Source organism: Micromonospora sp. Mcm103 (assembly GCF_024519755.1).
In the GTDB taxonomy this organism is placed as follows: Bacteria; Actinomycetota; Actinomycetes; order Mycobacteriales; family Micromonosporaceae; genus Micromonospora; species Micromonospora aurantiaca.
The window spans coordinates 110178-127812 of the sequence record NZ_JALJRJ010000001.1 but is presented as its reverse complement, the minus strand read 5'-3'; the positions used below and the strand labels follow the sequence as shown (position 1 = coordinate 127812).

21 protein-coding genes and 1 tRNA gene are annotated in these 17635 nt (G+C 73.9%); 14 read left to right on the top strand and 8 right to left on the bottom strand.

Features of this window, described 5'->3' with window-relative positions; translation table 11 throughout:
* The first annotated feature begins 25 nt into the window (after nucleotides 1–25).
* From OC439_RS00620 to OC439_RS00605, 4 genes are all read left to right on the top strand, one after another.
* Nucleotides 26–1330 carry a D-alanyl-D-alanine carboxypeptidase family protein gene (locus OC439_RS00620; RefSeq protein ID WP_262011661.1) on the top strand — a complete coding sequence of 435 codons (1305 nt, stop codon included), beginning with the start codon at nucleotides 26–28 and terminating at the stop codon, nucleotides 1328–1330.
* Between the two features lie 54 nt (nucleotides 1331–1384).
* Nucleotides 1385–2548 carry an MGDG synthase family glycosyltransferase gene (locus tag OC439_RS00615; protein WP_262011660.1) on the top strand — a complete coding sequence of 388 codons (1164 nt, stop codon included), beginning with the start codon at nucleotides 1385–1387 and terminating at the stop codon, nucleotides 2546–2548.
* A complete protein-coding gene (locus OC439_RS00610) occupies nucleotides 2545–3267 on the top strand; it encodes a polysaccharide deacetylase family protein (RefSeq protein WP_262011659.1) in 723 nt (240 codons plus the stop codon). The genes OC439_RS00615 and OC439_RS00610 overlap by 4 nt, the downstream gene beginning before the upstream one ends.
* A 100-nt stretch (nucleotides 3268–3367) precedes the next feature.
* A complete protein-coding gene (locus OC439_RS00605) occupies nucleotides 3368–4648 on the top strand; it encodes a D-alanyl-D-alanine carboxypeptidase family protein (protein WP_262011658.1) in 1281 nt (426 codons plus the stop codon).
* 15 nt (nucleotides 4649–4663) lie between these two features.
* Here the strand turns inward: OC439_RS00605 and OC439_RS00600 are convergent, their stop codons facing one another.
* Nucleotides 4664–5689 carry a LacI family DNA-binding transcriptional regulator gene (locus OC439_RS00600; RefSeq protein ID WP_262011657.1) on the bottom strand — a complete coding sequence of 342 codons (1026 nt, stop codon included), beginning with the start codon at nucleotides 5687–5689 and terminating at the stop codon, nucleotides 4664–4666.
* Between the two features lie 199 nt (nucleotides 5690–5888).
* On the opposite strand from OC439_RS00600, the gene OC439_RS00595 reads away from it, so the two are divergent.
* Genes OC439_RS00595 through OC439_RS00585 form a run of 3 tightly spaced genes read left to right on the top strand, consistent with a single transcriptional unit; the run spans nucleotide 5889 to nucleotide 8278 of the window.
* The gene (locus tag OC439_RS00595; RefSeq protein WP_262011656.1) at nucleotides 5889–6854 is read left to right on the top strand and encodes an acetylxylan esterase; all 966 of its coding nucleotides are present in this window, start codon (nucleotides 5889–5891) and stop codon (nucleotides 6852–6854) included.
* Between the two features lie 60 nt (nucleotides 6855–6914).
* Nucleotides 6915–7727, top strand: a complete 813-nt coding sequence (locus tag OC439_RS00590; protein ID WP_262011992.1) for a M15 family metallopeptidase — start codon at nucleotides 6915–6917, stop codon at nucleotides 7725–7727.
* Between the two features lie 44 nt (nucleotides 7728–7771).
* On the top strand, nucleotides 7772–8278 hold the full coding sequence (locus tag OC439_RS00585) for a DinB family protein (RefSeq protein ID WP_262011655.1): 507 nt from the start codon (nucleotides 7772–7774) through the stop codon (nucleotides 8276–8278).
* Nucleotides 8279–8308: 30 nt separating this feature from the next.
* On the opposite strand, the gene OC439_RS00580 is transcribed toward OC439_RS00585, so the two are convergent.
* A complete protein-coding gene (locus OC439_RS00580; RefSeq protein WP_262011654.1) occupies nucleotides 8309–9082 on the bottom strand; it encodes an alpha/beta hydrolase in 774 nt (257 codons plus the stop codon).
* A 147-nt stretch (nucleotides 9083–9229) separates the two neighbouring features.
* Between OC439_RS00580 and OC439_RS00575 the strand changes: the two genes are divergently transcribed.
* A complete protein-coding gene (locus tag OC439_RS00575; protein ID WP_091327452.1) occupies nucleotides 9230–9622 on the top strand; it encodes a hypothetical protein in 393 nt (130 codons plus the stop codon).
* A 67-nt stretch (nucleotides 9623–9689) separates the two neighbouring features.
* Here the strand turns inward: OC439_RS00575 and OC439_RS00570 are convergent, their stop codons facing one another.
* Nucleotides 9690–10277 carry a TetR/AcrR family transcriptional regulator gene (locus OC439_RS00570; protein WP_262011653.1) on the bottom strand — a complete coding sequence of 196 codons (588 nt, stop codon included), beginning with the start codon at nucleotides 10275–10277 and terminating at the stop codon, nucleotides 9690–9692.
* 83 nt (nucleotides 10278–10360) lie between these two features.
* On the opposite strand from OC439_RS00570, the gene OC439_RS00565 reads away from it, so the two are divergent.
* The 3 genes from OC439_RS00565 to OC439_RS00555 all read left to right on the top strand — a co-directional run bounded on the left by OC439_RS00565 (nucleotide 10361) and on the right by OC439_RS00555 (nucleotide 12737).
* Nucleotides 10361–10780 carry a nuclear transport factor 2 family protein gene (locus OC439_RS00565; protein ID WP_262011652.1) on the top strand — a complete coding sequence of 140 codons (420 nt, stop codon included), beginning with the start codon at nucleotides 10361–10363 and terminating at the stop codon, nucleotides 10778–10780.
* Nucleotides 10781–11399: 619 nt separating this feature from the next.
* Nucleotides 11400–11472, top strand: a tRNA-Glu gene (locus OC439_RS00560).
* A gap of 65 nt (nucleotides 11473–11537) precedes the next feature.
* Nucleotides 11538–12737 (top strand): RtcB family protein, encoded by a 1200-nt coding sequence (locus OC439_RS00555; RefSeq protein ID WP_262011651.1) that lies wholly within the window; start codon nucleotides 11538–11540, stop codon nucleotides 12735–12737.
* A 32-nt stretch (nucleotides 12738–12769) separates the two neighbouring features.
* Here the strand turns inward: OC439_RS00555 and OC439_RS00550 are convergent, their stop codons facing one another.
* Genes OC439_RS00550 through OC439_RS00540 form a run of 3 tightly spaced genes read right to left on the bottom strand, consistent with a single transcriptional unit; the run spans nucleotide 12770 to nucleotide 13628 of the window.
* Nucleotides 12770–12934, bottom strand: coding sequence for a hypothetical protein (locus OC439_RS00550; protein WP_262011650.1), 165 nt, complete (start codon nucleotides 12932–12934; stop codon nucleotides 12770–12772).
* A complete protein-coding gene (locus OC439_RS00545) occupies nucleotides 12931–13149 on the bottom strand; it encodes a helix-turn-helix domain-containing protein (RefSeq protein ID WP_030499989.1) in 219 nt (72 codons plus the stop codon). Before OC439_RS00545 ends, OC439_RS00550 begins: the two co-directional genes overlap by 4 nt.
* Nucleotides 13149–13628, bottom strand: coding sequence for a DUF2975 domain-containing protein (locus OC439_RS00540; protein WP_262011649.1), 480 nt, complete (start codon nucleotides 13626–13628; stop codon nucleotides 13149–13151). Before OC439_RS00540 ends, OC439_RS00545 begins: the two co-directional genes overlap by 1 nt.
* A 115-nt stretch (nucleotides 13629–13743) precedes the next feature.
* Between OC439_RS00540 and OC439_RS00535 the strand changes: the two genes are divergently transcribed.
* Nucleotides 13744–14250, top strand: coding sequence for a hypothetical protein (locus OC439_RS00535; protein ID WP_262011648.1), 507 nt, complete (start codon nucleotides 13744–13746; stop codon nucleotides 14248–14250).
* A gap of 12 nt (nucleotides 14251–14262) precedes the next feature.
* On the opposite strand, the gene OC439_RS00530 is transcribed toward OC439_RS00535, so the two are convergent.
* Both OC439_RS00530 and OC439_RS00525 read right to left on the bottom strand, forming a co-directional pair.
* On the bottom strand, nucleotides 14263–14904 hold the full coding sequence (locus OC439_RS00530) for a dihydrofolate reductase family protein (protein WP_262011647.1): 642 nt from the start codon (nucleotides 14902–14904) through the stop codon (nucleotides 14263–14265).
* 82 nt (nucleotides 14905–14986) lie between these two features.
* Nucleotides 14987–15580: an HD domain-containing protein gene (locus OC439_RS00525; protein WP_135240342.1), complete on the bottom strand. Its 594-nt coding sequence runs from the start codon at nucleotides 15578–15580 to the stop codon at nucleotides 14987–14989.
* A gap of 139 nt (nucleotides 15581–15719) precedes the next feature.
* Between OC439_RS00525 and OC439_RS00520 the strand changes: the two genes are divergently transcribed.
* The gene (locus tag OC439_RS00520) at nucleotides 15720–16697 is read left to right on the top strand and encodes a TolB family protein (protein ID WP_262011646.1); all 978 of its coding nucleotides are present in this window, start codon (nucleotides 15720–15722) and stop codon (nucleotides 16695–16697) included.
* Entirely contained in the window at nucleotides 16694–17626 is a 933-nt protein-coding gene (locus OC439_RS00515; RefSeq protein WP_262011645.1) for a TolB family protein, read from the top strand. The genes OC439_RS00520 and OC439_RS00515 overlap by 4 nt, the downstream gene beginning before the upstream one ends.
* Nucleotides 17627–17635 lie beyond the last annotated feature (9 nt).

Here is a 17635-nt window from a genome sequence, read left to right as displayed (position 1 = left end):
ATCGGGCTCGGTAGGGTGCCATCTCATGAGTGCCCGGGTCCTGGCCGCCGCCACCGCCGTCACCCTGCTCACCATCGGCGTTCCGGTCCCGGCCACAGGCGCCGCCCCGGCGCTCACACCCGCAGCCGCCCCGGCTGGCGTAGCCGCAGCCGCGCCGGCCGCGGCACCCGTGCCCTGCCCGCGCCTGCCCGCGCCGAAGGTCAGCCGGCCGCCGCGCCCGACGCCGCCGGCCACGACGCCCGAGCAGGCGGCGGTGGGCGGCGAGGCGCTGGCCGGCACCGGGCTGGTCACGCCACCCGGCAGTCCCGCACCCCCGGCGGTCACCGCCACCACCTGGCTCGTGGCGGACCTGGACACCGGCGCGGTCCTCGGCGCCTGCGGCGCACACGTCCCCGGCACCCCGGCCAGCACCCAGAAGCTGCTGCTGGCCGCCACCATGCTGAGTCGGCTGGACCCCAAGCAGGTCGCCGTCGCCACTCGCGCCGACCTGGACATCGAACCGGGTAGCTCAGCCGTCGGCCTGCTCGTCGGCGGCCGCTACAGCGTGGAGACGCTGTGGCTGGGCCTGCTGCTCCAGTCCGGCAACGACGCCGCCAACATGCTGGCCCGCCTCGGCGCCGGCAGCTCCCAGGCCGGCGTCGCCGAGATGAACGCGCAGGCCCGCCGGCTCGGCGCCGGCCAGACGCACGCGGTCACCCCGTCCGGCCTGGACGGCCCCGGCCAGTTCACCAGCGCGTACGACCTGGCGCTCATCGCGCGGGCCTGCTTCGCCGACGCCGCGTTCCGCCGGTACGCGCGCACCGAGCGCACGCAGATCCCGGCCCAGCCCGCGCTGAAGAAGGGCGGGTTCCAGATCCAGAACGAGAACCAGCTCATCTACCGCTATCCCGGCGCGCTCGGCGGCAAGACCGGCTTCACCGAGCTGGCCCGGCACAGCTACGTCGGCGCCGCCCAGCGCGACGGACGCCGTCTCGTGGTGACGCTGCTCGGCGCCGAGGCCCGCCCGGTACGCGGCTGGCAGCAGGGCGCCCAGCTGCTCGACTGGGGCTTCCGGCAGCCCCGGGACGCCTCGGTCGGCCGGCTGGTCGAGCCGGGCGAACGGGACGCCGAGGCGGCGGAGCCCAAGCAGGCGGCGGCCGCGGAGCCGAGCCGTACCGCCTCCCCGCCCTGGCGGGGGCCGGCCGGGACCGCGCTGCGCCGCGTCGGCGACGGGGACTGGCGGATGATCGTGCCGCTCGCCGGTGTGCTGGCCCTCACCGTCGGCGGGGTGGCGGCGGTGCTCGCCGCCTGCCGGGGCCGGTCCCGCCGTCGCGGACGCCGCCGCGCCTGAACCCGGCGTCCCGGCGGGTCGCGTGGACACCGATTCCGTGGGTATGCGCCCGGCATGGAGCACCCGGGCCGGATCGTGGTGGTCTCGGCGGACATCGGCGCCGGACACGACCGGGCCGCCGACGAGCTGGCGCACCGGCTGCGTGCGCGGGGCTTCGCGGTGGACCGGCTGAACCTCCTGCACCTGCTGCCCCGCCCGGTGCACCGGGCGGTACGCGAGACGTACCGGGGGGTGCTGCACCGGCTCCCCTGGGGCTACCACGCGCTGTTCCGGCTGACCGGCAGCTCGCGGACCGCCGTACGCGCTATCCGCGCGCTGATGCGGCCGTTCCGCCGCCGCCTGCGCCGCCGCATCCCGCCCGACACCCGGGCCGTGGTCACCACCTACCCGTTCGCCAACCAGATCCTCGGTCCGCTGCGGCGGCGCGGGCGGCTCCGTGTCCCGGTGATCACCTATGTGACCGACTTCGTGGTGCACCCGACCTGGCTCGCGCCGGGCGTGGACGTGTACTGCGCGGTCCGTCACGCCGAGACGCACCGGGCCGGCGCCGCCGACGTCACCGCCGTGCAGCCGCTGGTGTCCCGCGACTTCGCCCGGCCCGCCCCGGAGGACCGGCGGCGGGCCCGGCAGCGGTTCGGCCTCCCGGCCGACGGGGTGCTCGCGCTGGTCGTCGCCGGCTCCTGGGGCGCCGGCGAGGTGGCGGCCACGGTGGCCGAGGTCGCCGCCGCGGGCGTCCGGCCGGTGGTGGTGTGCGGGCACAACGCGGCGCTGCGCCACCGGCTGCGTGGCGCCGGCCGGCACGTGCTGGGCTGGGTCGACGACATGCCGGCGCTGATGCGCGCGGTCGACGTCATGGTGGAGAACGCCGGCGGGCTGACCTGCCAGGAGGCGCTGACGGCCGGGCTGCCGGTGGTCACGTACCGGCCCATCGCCGGGCACGGGCGCGCCAACGCCGCGATCCTGGCCCGGGCCGGCCTGAGCCGGTGGGCGGCCACACCGCAGCAGCTCGGGCCGGTCCTCGCGGCCGTGATCGGGACCGGACCGGTGAGCCCGTCCCGCGACGACGTGTCCCGCGACCCGGCCGGCCTGGTCGCCGAGGCCGCACGCCGGGCACCGCCGGCCGGACCGGCCGGTACGCGCCGCCCGCTGCTGGACCCGGTCGGCGACGCCGTCGCCGTGCTCGCCGCGCTGCTGCAGTCCACCGGCGGCCTGCGATGAGAGCGGCCACCCTGGCAGGGGCCGCCGCGCTCGCGCTGCCGGCGCTGCACGCGGCGCCGGCGGTGACGGCGCTGCCCGCGCTGCGGCGACGGCTGCTGCCCGGGCTGCACGGGCTCGGGACGCCCGGCCGGGTCGCGCTGACCTTCGACGACGGCCCGGACCCGGAGTCCACCGGCCACGTCCTGGACGTGCTGGCGGCGCACCGGGTCCGCGCCACGTTCTTCGTGCTCGGCGCGATGCTGGCGCGCCACCCCGCGCTGGGCCGCCGGGTGGCCGGCGACGGCCACGAGATCGCCGTGCACGGCTGGACGCACGACAACCTGCTGCTGCGCGGCCCGGCCCGCACCGTCAGCGACCTGACCCGCACGTACGACCTGGTCACCGACGTGACCGGCCGTCCGCCCCGGTTCCTGCGACCGCCGTACGGCGTGCTCACCACCGCCGCGCTGGTGGCCGCCCGGCGGCTGCGCCTGCGGCCGGTGCTGTGGAGCTGCTGGGGCCGGGACTGGACCGCCACCGCCACCGCGGACACGGTCGCGCGCACCGTCCTGACCGGACTGGACGCGGGCGGCACGATCCTGCTGCACGACTCCTCCCGTACCGCCGCGCCGGGCGCCTGGCGGGCCGGTCTCGCCGCGCTCCCGCGCGTGCTGGCCGAGTGCCGCCGCCGCGGATGGCAGGTCGGCCCGCTCGCCGGGCACGGGCTCCGCGCGCGCTGACCCGCGAGCGAGCAGCGGAGCCTACCGCCTGACCTCGGTGCCGGGGCCCGAATCCCGGAGCCGGTGACCCGTTCGGGTCGGCGTGGCTAGCGTCCGGGTCATGAGGACCTGGGGATCCTTCGTGGCGCTGACCGCCGCCCTGCTGCTGCCGGCCTCGGTGACACCGGCGGCGGCCGCCGCCCGCGCGCCGGTACGCCGGCTGCCGGCCGCGCCGCCCTGCCCGAACGTGCCGGCCCCGGCGACCCGGCCGCCGCAGCCGCCGCCCACGCCCGACCCGGCCGCGCGGGCCGTCGGCGGCGCCGCGCTCGACACCGCCGGCCTCGTCGTCCCGCCCGCGTCGAGCGCGCCGCCGGCGGTGACCGCCACCTCCTGGGTGGTCGCCGACCTGGACAGCGGCGCGGTGCTCGGCGGCTGCGGCCCGCACGAGTACGGCGTGCCCGCGAGCGTGCAGAAGCTGCTGCTCGCCGCCACCATGCTGCCCCGGCTGGATCCGCACCGGGAGGTCACAGTGACCGCGGGGGACCTGGCCGTGGAACCGGGCAGCTCGGCGGTGGGGCTGGTCGAGGGCGGGCACTACCGGATCGAGACGATCTGGCTCGGCCTGCTGCTGCGTTCCGGCAACGAGGCGGCCAACGCGCTCGCCCGCCTCGGCGGCGGCCCGGACGGGCTGGCCGGCGGGGTGCGGGCGATGAACGAGGAGGCGCACCGGCTCGGGGCCCGGCAGACGCACGCGGTCACCCCGTCCGGGCTGGACGGACCGGGGCAGTTCACCAGCGCGTACGACCTGGCGCTGATCGCGCGGGCGTGCTTCGCCGACCCGGCGTTCCGCGAATACGCCGCCACCCGGGTCGCGCAGATCCCGGCCCAGCCGGCGCAGCGGGCGAAGGGGTTCGCCATCTCCAACGACAACATGCTGCTGGACCACTATCCGGGCGCGCTCGGCGGCAAGACCGGCTTCACCGACCTGGCCCGGCACACGTACGTCGGCGCGGCCGAGCGCGGCGGCCGGCGCCTCGTGGTCACCCTGCTCGGTGCCGAGGTGACCAGCCGGCGGGGCTGGCAGCAGGGCGCGGCGCTGCTCGACTGGGGGTTCGCGCAGCCCCGTGACGCGCGGGTCGGCCGGCTGGTCGAGCCGGGGGAGCTGGACCGGTCCGCGCCACCGGCGGGCGGGGCGGCCTCGGCACTGGCCGGGCACGCCGATCTGCGCGGCGGCGGGGCGGCACCCGGGCCGCGGCCCGGCGCGGGCGTGACGGTGGCGGTGGGCGCGGTGCTGACGGCCGGGGGAGCGCTGCTGCTGGCCCGGCGGCGCCGCAACGCCGCCGTGGTAGCCATGTCGACCGGGTCGGCGCTGCGAGAGCCGGAAATTCCGGAACAGGAGTGAAAACAGGGGCCCGGATCAGCGGGCGGCGGGCCCTGCGGTGCTGTCCCGCACCACCAGTTCGGTGGCCAGTTCGACCCGGGGCGAGTCGATCTCCTCGCCCTGGGCCAGCCGCAGCACGGTGCGCGCGGCGAGCCGGCCCATCTCGACCAGCGGCTGGCGCACAGTGGTCAGCGGCGGGGAGGCCCAGCGCGCCTCGGGCAGGTCGTCGAAGCCGACCACGCTCACGTCGTCGCAGACCCGCAGTCCGCGGCGGCGTATCGCCTCGTACACGCCGAAGGCCATCTGGTCGCTGGCGGCGAAGATGGCGGTGGGCGGGTCGTCCAGGTCGAGCAGCGCGCCACCGGCGGTGAACCCGGAGGCGTGGTAGAAGTCGCCGGGCTGCACCAGCCGGTCGTCGGCGGCCACCCCGGCGGCGGCCAGCCCGGCCCGGTAGCCGTCCAGCCGGGCCCGGCTGCACAGCAGGTGCGGCGGGCCGGCCACGAAACCGATCCGGCGGTGGCCGAGCTTGAGCAGGTGCTCGGTGGCGGCCAGGCCGCCGGTCCAGTTGGTGGCGCCGATCGCCGGCACGTCGGTGGCGGCCACGCCGGCGGCCGGGTCGACCACCACCACCGGCACGTTGAGGCGCCGCAGCTGCGCCTGCACGGCCGGGCTCAGGTGCGAGGTCACCACGATCACGCCGTCGGACGCGCGGGCGCGCAGGTTGTGCAGCCACTGCCGGGTGGAGCTGGACTCGCGGTGGATCGCCGAGACGACGGTGCCCACCCCGGCGGCGTGGCTGACGTCCTCCACGCCGCGGATGATCTCCACGGCCCACGGGCTGTCCAGGTCGTTGAAGACCAGGTCGACCAGGTCCGCCCGGCGCACGGTACGGCTGCCGCGGCGGCGGTAACCGTGGTGACGCAGGAGTTCCTCGACGCGCTCCCGGGTGTCCGGTGCGACGTCGGAACGCCCGTTCAGCACGCGCGACACGGTCGGGACCGAGACGCCGGCCTCCCGTGCGATCGCGGTGATGGTCACCCTGCGCTCGTCGTCCGCGCTCACCCGTGTTCCCTTCGCCGGCTGCCGGAACCGACCGGTAGACCGTCCCGCCCCACGCACATCTTGCCGTACGGCGAGGGCTTGACGACAGGCCGGACCGGCCCTAGCGTTCGCACGAGTTGCGGAAACGTTCCGGAAATGCGCCAGTCATCTGCCGACGGCTCGCCGTCCACCCCCGACGAACGACGAGGAAAACCGAGGCGTGTTCACCGACCTGACCGAGGCCGAACTCCGCACCTACCGCAGCGACCTGCACGAGCCTCCGGACTTCGACGCCTTCTGGGCTGACACTCTGGCACAGGCGCGCTCGTGCGGCGACCCGGTGTCCGCGACCCCGCTGCCCACGCCGCTGACCGGTGTCGACGTCTTCGACGTGACCTTCCCCGGCTTCGCCGGCCAGCCGATCCGCGCCTGGCTGCGGGTGCCGCGCGGCGCGACGGAGCCGCTGCCCACGATCGTGCAGTACGTCGGGTACGGCGGCGGCCGCGGCCACGCCCTGGAGAACCTGCTCTGGTCCGCGGCCGGTTTCGCCCACCTCCAGATGGACACGCGCGGTCAGGGTTCGGGGTGGAGCCGGGGCGACACACCGGACGTCGCCGCCGCCGGACCGCAGGCGCCGGGCATGGCCACCCGGGGCATCGAGGACCCGAACAAGTACTACTACCGGCGCTTCCTCACCGACGCGGTCCGGGCCGTGGACGCCGCGTGCGAGCTGCCGGCTGTCGACCCGGACCGGATCGCCGTACTCGGTCACAGTCAGGGCGGCGCCGCCGCGCTCGCGGCCGCAGCGCTGGCCCCGCGGGTCCGCGCGGCGGTCGCGCACGTGCCGTTCCTCTGCGACATCCCGCGCGCCGTCACGATCACCGATGCCACGCCGTACCGGGAGATCCGCGACTACCTCGCCGTGCACCGCGACCGCGAGGAGCAGGCGCTGCGCACGCTCGGCTACGTCGACGGCGTCGCGTTCGCCCGCCGCGCCACAGTGCCGGCCCGGTTCTCCGTCGCGCTGATGGACGAGATCACGCCGCCGTCCACCGTCTACGCCGCCTACCACGACTACCGGGGCGACAAGGACCTGACGGTGTGGCGGTTCAACGGCCACGAGGCGGGCGCGATCGACGACGACGCCGCCGCTGTCGACTTCCTGCGTACCGTGCTGGGCGGCTGACCACCGGTTCCGCCGATGCCGGCCCGCCCGGGCTGGTAGACACGGCGGATGGGCACCGGCATGCGCGCGACGGCGGTCCTGGCCGTCGCGGCCGCGCTGCTCGCCACCGCCTGCCAGCGGCCCGCGCCGTCGCCGTCGCCGTCCGCGCCGCCGTCACCCACCTCGACCGGCCCGCGTGCCCCGGCGGACATCGTGGACCTCACCACCGTCGACCCCACCGTCCGCACCGACATCCGGTACGCGGGCCCGCACAACTTCGTCGGCCGTCCCATCGACGGGTACGCCGAGCCCCGCTGCCTGCTCACCCGCCCGGCGGCGCAGGCGCTGCACCGGGTGCAGACCGCCGCGCTCGCCGGTGGGCACAGCCTCAAGGTGTACGACTGCTACCGCCCGCAGCGCGCCGCCGACGACTTCGTCGCCTGGGCGAAACTCCCCGGCGAGCAGCGGATGAAGGGCGAGTTCTATCCCGGCGTACCCAAGGACCGGCTGTTCGCCGACGGCTACATCGGCGCGCCCACCGCGCACAGCCGGGGCAGCACCGTCGACCTGACGCTGGTCCCGGTCTCCGGGCCGCCGCAGCCCGCGTACACGCCCGGCCAGGCGCTCGTGCCCTGCACCGACCCGGCCGGGCGCCGCTTCGCCGACGACTCGATCGACATGGGCACCGGGTTCGACTGCTTCGACCCGCGCGCCCACACCGCCGACGCGCGGATCAGCGACACCGCCCGGAACAACAGGGACCTGCTGCGCCGGCTGATGTCCGCGCAGGGCTTCGAGAACTATCCGCTGGAGTGGTGGCACTACCGGTACGTCGACGAGCCGTACCCGGACACCTGGTTCGACTTCCCGGTGGCCGGTTCGTCACTGCGGTGACGCGGTCGTCCCACCAAGATCGATCGCGGCTAGGCTCGACGCTCATGGAGACCGAACGGATCGGCCCGCCGCTGCTCGCCGGCGAACGGGAGTCGCTGCGCGCCTTCCTCGACTTCCACCGGGCCACGCTGGCCCTCAAGTGCGAGGGGCTGACCGACGAGCAGTTGCGCCGGGCGGCGTCGCCGCCGTCCACGCTGTCCCTGCTCGGCCTGGTCCGCCACATGGCCGAGGTGGAGCGCACCTGGTTCCGCCGGGTCATCGCCGCCGAGGACGTGCCGCTGGTGTGGTCGGACAGCGGCGACTTCCAGCAGGCGTACGACGCCCGCGACGCCGACCCGGCCGAGGCGTTCGAGGCGTGGCAGCGGGAGATCGAGCACGCCCGGCGCATCGAGCGGGAGGCCGAGTCGCTCGACGTGACAGGTCACCAGGCCCGCTGGGGCGAGGACGTCTCGCTGCGCCTGGTCATGCTGCACATGCTGCACGAGTACGCCCGCCACAACGGGCACGCCGACCTCATCCGCGAGGCGATCGACGGCACCGTGGGCGTCTGAGCCGGCCCGGTCAGCGCCCGCGCACACCGGTCAGCGCGTGCGCAGCGGCAGCCAGGCCAGCACGTCGGAGATGCGCGCGTCCCAGTACGCCCAGTCGTGGTCGCCCGGACCGAAGTCGACGGTGACCGGCATGTCGCGTTTCCGGGCCACGTCGAGGAACCGCAGGCTGTCCTCGTACAGGAAGTCCTCGGTGCCGCACGCGACGTAGAGCGCCGGGAGGTCGTCGCCGGCGCGCTCCAGCAGCCCCACCGTGTCGTCGTCGGCGGGCACCGGGCCGTCACCCCAGACGGTGTGCCACACCGCCGGGTCGACCGGATGGGTCGGATGGTGACGGCGGCGCGTCACGTCCAGCGCGCCGGACAGGCTCGCCGCCGCCGCGAACCGGTCCGGCCGGCGCAGCGCCCACTTCACCGCACCGTAGCCGCCCATCGACAGGCCCGCGACGAACGTGTCCTCCCGCCGGTCGGACAGCCGGAAGAACGACCGGCACACCTCGGGCAGTTCCTCGCTGAGGAACGTCCAGTACCGGTTGCCGTGCGCCTCGTCGCAGTAGAAGCTCCGCTGCACCTGCGGCATCACCACGGCCAGCCCCAGCGGTGCCACGTACCGCTCGATCGGGGTGCGTCGCGTCCACACCGTGTCGTCGTCGGTCAGGCCGTGCAACAGGTAGAGCACCGGCGGGTCGCCGTCGGCGGCCGCGCCCGGCACACCGATCCCGGCCGCGCCGCGATCGGGCAGCAGCACCGTCATCGACGTGCCCACGCCCAACGCCTCGGAGAAGAAGTCACACCGGATCAGCGCCATGAGGCGGCAGCGTACCTCGCAGGGGTTCGATGAGGGCGTTCCTATTGCCCCGGGACGGTCGTCCGGGAAAAGATGGCCGTGCGTGCCGGAAACACACCCGTAACCTGCGCGCTGCTGGTCTCTGTCACAAGGAAGTGGGAGTCAGTCATGAGCGACGTGTCGGCCGCACTGGGTGTGCGCCTCTACCCGGACCTGGTCGAGCCCGGCGGTCTCGCCCCCGCGCTCGTGGCGACCGCCGCCGCGCACCAGCTCGACGTCGGCGAGGTGACCGCGCCCGAGCAGGGGCGCAGCCGGTTCACCTGCGCCGAGATGACCTCCGCCCGGGGCGTGGTCTGCGTCAGCCTCGGCTCCCAGGCCCGCTACTTCATGATCGACCTGCGGGTGGACGGCGACGTCCAGGCCCGGGGCGACGCCACCGACCTGCTCCAGGTCGCGCAGGTCGCGGCCGCCTGGCGGGCCGGCATCACGCTCGCCGAGCTGACCGTGCGCTACCCGTTCATGGAGGAGATGCGCCGCCACCCGGTCGCACACGCCGGCTAGTCCGACAGCCGCCGTTCGAGATCTTGGCTGCTGCGTTTCGCCGAGACCGGCAGACGCCGGGGTTGATCTACGAGGGCCTCCCCGATGTCGGCGGAGTTGTGGTCAGGCTATGGAAGCACGGGCGCAGTAGGTCGATGATCTGCTCGGGGGAGGCGTCCGCGAGGTGCGTGAGGCGCAGCAGGTGTCGCTCGGCTATCACGCCGTGGATGATCGCGCTGAGCAGGCTCGCGCGTAGGTGGGCGTCGGGCGCGGAGATTGCCTCGGTGAGCTGGTTGAGCTGGGGCTCCCCGGCGGCCCGGTAACGATCGGCGGCGTCGGCGTTCGTGAGCATCGAGCGCAGCAACGCCAGCGAGGCCGCCGGCTCGCCGGTCAAGCGTCGACCCAGCGACGTGAGCAGCGCCTCGGCCACCTCCCCTGGGGTGCCACCGGGCAACTCGTCGGCGGGCACCTCGACGGCCCGGGCGAAGAGCAGGTCCTTGCTGCCGAAGTAGTGCATGACCAGGCCGGCGTCCACACCCGCAGCCGACGCCACGGCCCGGATCGTGGTCCGGTCGTAGCCGAGTTCGGCGAAGATCTGGCGCGCCGCGGCGAGGATGCGTTCCTCGCTCTGGAGACGCTGCTGCGCTCGGGTAGGGCGGGCGCTCGATTCAGTCACGGGTTCATTCTACGGTTGTTGACCGGCGACTCCACGCCTTCTACGCTCGTTCAATCAACAGGCGTTGAACGAAGGGGGTGGCCGTGGACGCCACAGCACGGGAAGTCGTCGAGCAGATCTTGCGCGCGAGCCGCGAGCAGGACACCGAAAGGTTCGTCAACCTGTTCGCGCCGGAGGGCTATATCGAGTGGCCGTACCTACCGGCAGGCATACCGGGTCGGGTGGACGGCCGCGACCAGATCCGCGAGTTTCTGACCGCGCAGGCCGACGGCCTCGTCAAGTTCGACGAGTACCGCAACACGGTGATCCACGAAACCACCGACCCGGAGGTGGCGATCGTCGAGTATGAAGCTTTCGGCACCGTGGTCCCCACCGGCGCACCCTTGCACCAGACGATCATTGCCGTTTTGCGGATCAGGGACGGCCTGGTCCTCTCGTACCGCGACTACCTCAACCCTCTTGTGTTGGCCGAAACCCTCGCCGGCGTCGGCAACGTGCAATGAGAGCCTTCCTTCGGTGTCTTGTCCGGTCCGGTTGACGCGGGGCCGCCACCGCGTAGCGGTTGGCCGGCGGGATCGGGTGCTGGCCGAGCTGTTTCGCGGGACGGTCCGAGCGAGTGGAAACGCGCCGCGGCGAGACGGTTCGTGGGCTCGCCACGACCCTGCCTGCACCATTCGCCAGATCGGCGACCTCACCCACCGTCTACACGGGTCAGGCCGGCGACGCCAGCATCAAGCCCGAGCCGGCCGAGCCCACTGCACACGCCGCCTCCACCTCGAACTCCAGCCATGACCCCCAACGGCGGCTGCCGTCCTGAGCCGGCACGAAGGAATATCGCGTTGCCGCCCTGGTGCGGCGGCCGTACCGTGAACGGGCAACGTCGATCCGATCCACCAGGGAGCCTGCCGTGTCGCAGCAGAACCGCACCCGCGCCGAGCGGCAAGCGCCGCGCGCCGGTGTCCTGCTGCCCGAACCGGGCACGGGCCGGGAACGGCAGTGGCAACCCGGGTGGTGGCGCGTCTAGCGCCGGCGCGACGATCCGCGCGAACCGCCCGCCCCGACACCGGAGCCGGGCGGTTCTCCGTGTCCGGGCACTCTCACCGACGGCACCGCGCCGTCGAGGGGCCGTTGGAGCAACTGGCAGCTCACCCGGCTCTCAACCGGGAGGCTACGGGTTCGAGTCCCGTACGGCCTGCGTCAGACGGACATGAGCGAGTCCCGTACGGCCTGCGTCAGACGGACATGAGCGAGGAGACGACGATGGGTTTCACCCCGCTGGCCGGTACCCGGGCACCGGTCCGGGTCTGGACCGACCCGTACGCGATCGAGGCGCAGGCGGCCCGGCAGCTGCGCAACATCGGCGCGCTGCCGTGGGTGCAGGGCGTCGCGGTGATGCCGGACGTGCACTTCGGCAAGGGCGCCACGGTCGGCTCGGTGATCGCGATGCGGCAGGCCGTGTCGCCGGCCGCGGTCGGCGTGGACATCGGCTGCGGCATGTCCGCGGTACGGACCTCGCTGACCGCCGCCGACCTGCCCGACGACCTCGCGCCGCTGCGGTCGGCGATCGAGGCGGCGATCCCGGTCGGCTTCGCGATGCGCGACGACGCGGTCGATCCGCGCCGGATCCGGGGCCTGGAGCAGGCGGGCTGGGACGACTTCTGGCGGCGGTTCGGCACGCTGGACCGGAAGGTGGCCCAGCTCCAGACGCGGGCGCAGCGTCAGCTCGGGACGCTCGGCGGCGGCAACCACTTCATCGAGGTCTGCCTGGAGCAGGGCGGCGCGGACGACGGCCGGGTCTGGCTGATGCTGCACTCCGGGTCCCGCAACATCGGCAAGGAACTGGCCGAGCGGCACATGGCGGTGGCGCGCGGCCTGCCGCACAACACCGACCTGCCGGACCGGGACCTCGCGGTGTTCCTCGCCGGCACGCCGGAGATGGACGCGTACCGGCGGGACCTGTGGTGGGCGCAGGAGTATGCCCGCCGCAACCGGGCGGTCATGCTCGCACTGCTGAGCCAGGTGGTCCGGGAGGCGTTCCCGCACGTCGGCTACGACGAGCCGATCTCCTGCCACCACAACTACGTGGCGGAGGAGAGCTACGACGGGGTGGACGTACTGGTGACCCGCAAGGGCGCGATCCGGGCCGGTAAGGGGGACCTGGGCATCATCCCCGGCTCGATGGGCACCGGCTCGTACATCGTGCGCGGCAAGGGCAACCTGGACGCGTACTGCTCGGCGTCGCACGGCGCCGGGCGGCGGATGTCGCGGGGGCAGGCGAAGCGGACGTACAGCACCGCGGACCTGGCCGCGCAGACCGCCGGGGTGGAGTGCCGTAAGGACGCCGGGGTGGTCGACGAGATCCCCGGCGCGTACAAGGACATCACCGAGGTGATGGCCCAGCAGGACGACCTGGTCGAGGTGGTCGCCCACCTCAAGCAGGTCGTCTGCGTGAAGGGCTGAGTGATGGGGCCGGCGTCGAGGGGGCGCCGGCCCTACCGGGTACGCCGGGCGACGCGTACGCCGATGGCTACCGCGCCGATGACGAGCAGCGCGGACAGGAGCTGCAGGCCGGGGGAGTCGTCGGCCTCGCCGTACACGAAGCCGGCGACGCCGAGCACGACGGCGAGCAGGGCGACGGCGGCGGCCAGGTGTCTCATCGCTCCTCCTCGTCGGGGACCCATTCGAGCAGGTCGCCGGGCTGGCAGTCGAGCACCCGGCACATGGCCTCCAGGGTGCTGAACCGGACGGCCTTGGCGCGGCCGTTCTTGAGTACGGCGACGTTGGCCGGGGTGAGCCCGACACGCTCGGCGAACTCGCCGACGCTCATCTTGCGCTTGGCCAGCTCCACGTCGATGCGCACGACGATCGGCATCAGATCACCGCTTCCATGTCGGTGCGCAGCGTGGTGGCCTGGCGCAGCAGCGCGCGCAGCACGACCATCAGCAGCCCCAGCACGCTGACGCCGGTGACCAGCAGGAACAGCAGCAGCGGCAGGCCCGGGTCGTCGGCGTTGAAGCCGACGTAGCCGAACACGCCGACGAGCACCACCCAGGCGGCGGCGACCGCCCAGACGATCCCGTCGACCCAGCCCAGGGACGCCTCGGTGAAGATGCGGTCGCGTTTGACCAGGGTGAGCAGGTGCCAGGTGCAGACGATCACCACCTGCACGCACAGCACCCAGAAGATCGTCACCGCGGTGGCGGGCCAACGCAGGTACGCCATGTCCGGGTTCTCGCGCGCCATGTGCGCGAACTGCCCGGGCAGCGACATGGTCTGGAACAGCACCAGGATCGCGAACAGCAGGACCAGGAAGGCGCGGAGTGGTGTCACCGCGCGTTGCGCTGTAAGCATGCATCGACTATCGCGCGTAACCTATCGAAAGTCAATCGGTTCCGATCGTGGGTCGCTGTCGATAGGCTCGGTCCGGGATGCTCGCCCGGCTCCGGCCCACCCTGGGGAGGACGACATGACCGGACACCGCCGTCGCGCGGTCCGGCCGACGGCCCTTGTCCTGGCCGCCGCCCTGACCGGCGCCGCCTGCCAGCCGGGAGAGCCCGACCCGGCGGCCCCCGGCGCCGTGGTGATCGACCGCCTCACCGCGCCGGCCGAGCTGGCCGGTCTGCCCCGTCAAGACGCCGGCAGGGACCGCATACCGGCCCTGGTCGACGATCCGCCAGGTCTCGCCATGGTGATCAACGGGTACGGCGAGGCGACTCCGCCGCCACTGACCCTCGAGGCGTACTACGGCAACCGGGTGGGCATCGCGGCGGTGGGGCGGGCGTTGCAGTCGCGTCTCGGCGGAGGCACTGCCGCACCCGGCGCGGAGACCACCTGCCACAGTGGCGCCGACGGGTCTGTCACCTGCTGGCGGCGGGCGGACACGCTCGTCGTGACGGTCACCGCCCGCGACGGCCGGTCCGCCGAGCGGACGCGGGAGGCCACCGAGCAGGCGTGGCGCGCCGTCACCGGCTGAGCGCCGCCGACGTCAATCGGTGCCCCTCGCTGGGCGGCCGACGGCGTAGCGGACGTGTACGGCGTACCGCGAGTGGTGCACCGCGCGGATCTCCAGGTCGACGTCCCGGTCGAAGCCCTCGAAGAGCCGCTTCCCGCGGCCGAGGATCACCGGCGCGGTGGACAGGCCCAGCTCGTCGACCACGCCGGCCGCGAGCGCCTGCCGGATCACGTCGGCGCCCCCGCCGATGACCACCGCGCCGTCACCGGCCGTACGCCGGGCCGCCGCCAGCGCCGCGTCGAAACCGTCGACCATGAGGAAACCGGCGTCCGGGTCGGGCTGGTCGGCGGTGCGGTGGGTGAGCACGACCAGGGGCGCCTCGAACGGGTTGCGGCCGCCCCAGGCGCCGGCGGCGTCGTACATGCCCCGGCCGCACAGCGCGGCGCCGACGCCCGCCAGCAGCTCGTCGAAGTACGCGCGGTCCTCACCGGTCATGCCGGTGCCGGATTCGCGTGGCGAGTCGTACGTCCACGGCCCACCCATCACCCAGTGGTGCAGCCGCTCGCCGCCGACACCGAGCCCCTGGCCGGCGTGGTCGTCCGGACCGGTGACGTAGCCGTCCAGGGACACGGTGACGAACGCCCGTACCCGGCCCCGCGCTTCGCTTGTGCTCATGTTTCCTCCCGGAGATCGGAGAACACCGACCCAGGGCAGACCGGCGGCCGGTGCCGGACTCATCGCCGCCGTCGGAGCGGCGTCAGCCGTACACCGGATGTTCGGCCTGGAACGCCAGCCGGCGGTCCGCGCCGGCGGCCAGCTCGGCGAGCACGTCGTCGAGGTCCAGGAACGTCTGCCAGCGCTCCTGGCCGGTGATGCCGGCGAGCCGGTCGACCACGAGCTGTTCCAGGTCGGTGACCCGGCGGCCCTTCCACACCTTGTCGGCGAGGCTGACCATCAGGTCCTCCAGCTGCACGCCGGGGGAGTGCCAGGCGGCGTGGGTGACGGCGAAACGGGCCCGCTCCTCCGGTACGCCGAAGCGCAGCAGCAGCTGGTAGCCCGCCTCCTCGTGTGCCGACCCCGGGCCGGTCAGCTCGCCGGGATGCTCGACCTTGCCGAGGTCGTGCACGGCGGCGCCGAACAGCACCGCCTGCCTGTCGAACGGCACCGCGGCGAACCGGTCGGCGAACGCGGCGGTCAGGTGCCAGGCGACGTCGTGCACCAGCCGCAGGTGCGCGCCGAGGCGCGGCGGGGCGGCGAGCGCGGCCAGCAGCTCGACCGCCACGCCCGGGAGCGGGAGCAGCGGCGGGTCGCCCGCTTCGGTGAGGGCGCGGTGCAGCGCGTCGGAGGTCATCGGGGCGAGCGTACCGGTCTCCGGTGGGCTCACCGGCGGTGATGGACGAGCAGCCGAACGTGAAGCGGCCGCTCGTCCGATTCCGGTGCGTCGATCCACTCGGGAGGGTGGGTGCCACGTCTCTCACGGGGGTTGTCGAATGACCGCACTGAATCGTCGTGCCCTGCTGCGTACCGCCGCGCTGACCGGGCTCGCCGCCGCGACCGGGGTGGCCGCCGCGCCCCACGCCGCGTCCGCCGCACCGGCCGCCGCCGACGTGGTGAACGGGTCGTGGCTGGTCAGCGTCGGCTGGGGTGTGCTCCAGGTCGACCCGGGCCGCACCACGCCGCGGGAGCTGCTGCCCAACGGGGACCACGCGAAGTCCTCGCCGGACGGCCGGTACGTGGCCTGGGTCAACACGGCCCGCTCGGGCGACGGCACGCTGGAGCCGTTCGTGGCGGTGTACGACCGGGTCACCGGCCAGAAGCGCACGCTGCTCGCCGACCCGTTCGGTGTCCGCTACGGCGCGCCGACGTGGTCGCCGGACGGCACCGAGATCGCGCTCGTCACCGGGCAGGACAACGACCGGCTGATCGCTGTGGACGTGGCCACCGGCGCCGCCCGCGTGCTGGTCGAGGGGCACTCCATGACCGACCCGGACTGGTCCCGGGACGGCTCGATGATCGTCGTGCGGTGGCGCAGCCGTTCGCAGGGCTGGCAACTGCGGGTGCTGGAACTCGCGACCGGGACGGTGCGGCCCGTCTACACGCCGGTGGCGGGCGAGACGTTCATCTCGCCGGTCTTCATGCCCGACTCCGGGCGCGTCGTCTTCTGCACCAACCGCTGGCACCTGGACCGCGAGGTCTACAACCAGTCGCTCGCGTCGGTGCGCATCGGCGGCACCGGGCTGAAGAAGCTCACCGACGAGCCCCGGTTCTACCTGTCGCCGGTGTTCTCCCCGGACGGCCGCTACTGCGCCGCGCTGTCGATCCCGCCGGAGAACGAGTACCCCGACGGCGGCAACATCATCGTGTCCACCAGTGGCTTCGGCGAGCAGTGGTGGGTCCCCGGCGACGAGTACGACGACAGCACCCGGCTGGACTGGGCCGCGGCGATCCCCACGGAGGTGACGGCATGACCACGATGAACCGTCGTACGTTGTTGCGCGCCGCCGCGCTCACCGGCGCCGCCACCGCGACCGGGCTGGTCGGCGGACCGGCCGCCTCGGCCGCCGCGGGCGTCAACGGGCCGTGGATCGTCACCGGCAGCCCCGGCGTGCTGCAGATCAATCCGGGTCGCACCACCCCGCAGGCGCTGCTGCCCCGGGGCGCCGACGCGGCCGCCTCGCCGGACGGGCGTTACCTGGCCGTGATCGGCCAGAAGCCCGGTCCCGCCTTCGACCTCACTCTCGACCTGTACGACCGGGTCACCGGGGAGAGCCGCACGCTGATCACCGACCCGTTCGGCGTCCACTACGGGTGGCCGACCTGGTCGCCGGACGGCACCGAGGTGGCCCTGGTGATCGGCGGTTCCCGCCTGGTAGCGGTTGACGTGGCCACCGGCGCCCGCCGGGTCCTCGTCGAGGGGCACCACATGGCGCGTCCGAACTGGTCGCGGGACGGCTCGATGATCGTGACGGAGTGGTTCAGCCGGTCCAACGGTGGGCAGTTGCGTGTGCTGGAGCTGGCCACCGGGAAGGCGCGACTGTTCTATCAGCGCGTACCGGGCGAGTTCGCGGATCACGCGGTCTTCACGCCCGACTCCCAGCGGATCGTGTTCAGCACCAATCGGTGGTACCTGGACCAGGAACGCCACAACCTGTCGCTGGCGTCGGTGCGGCTCGGCGGCACCGGGCTGAAGATGCTCACCGACGAACCGCGGTTCATCATCTCGCCGGTGTTCTCCCCGGACGGCCGCTACTGCGCCGCGCTGTCCGTCCCGGACAGCAACCCGGACGCCGACGGCGGCAACATCATCGTCTTCACGAGTGGCTTCGGCGAGCCGTGGTGGATCCCCGGCGACGAGTACGACGACAGCATGCGGCTCGACTGGGCACCGGCCGTCTGACGTACCCGA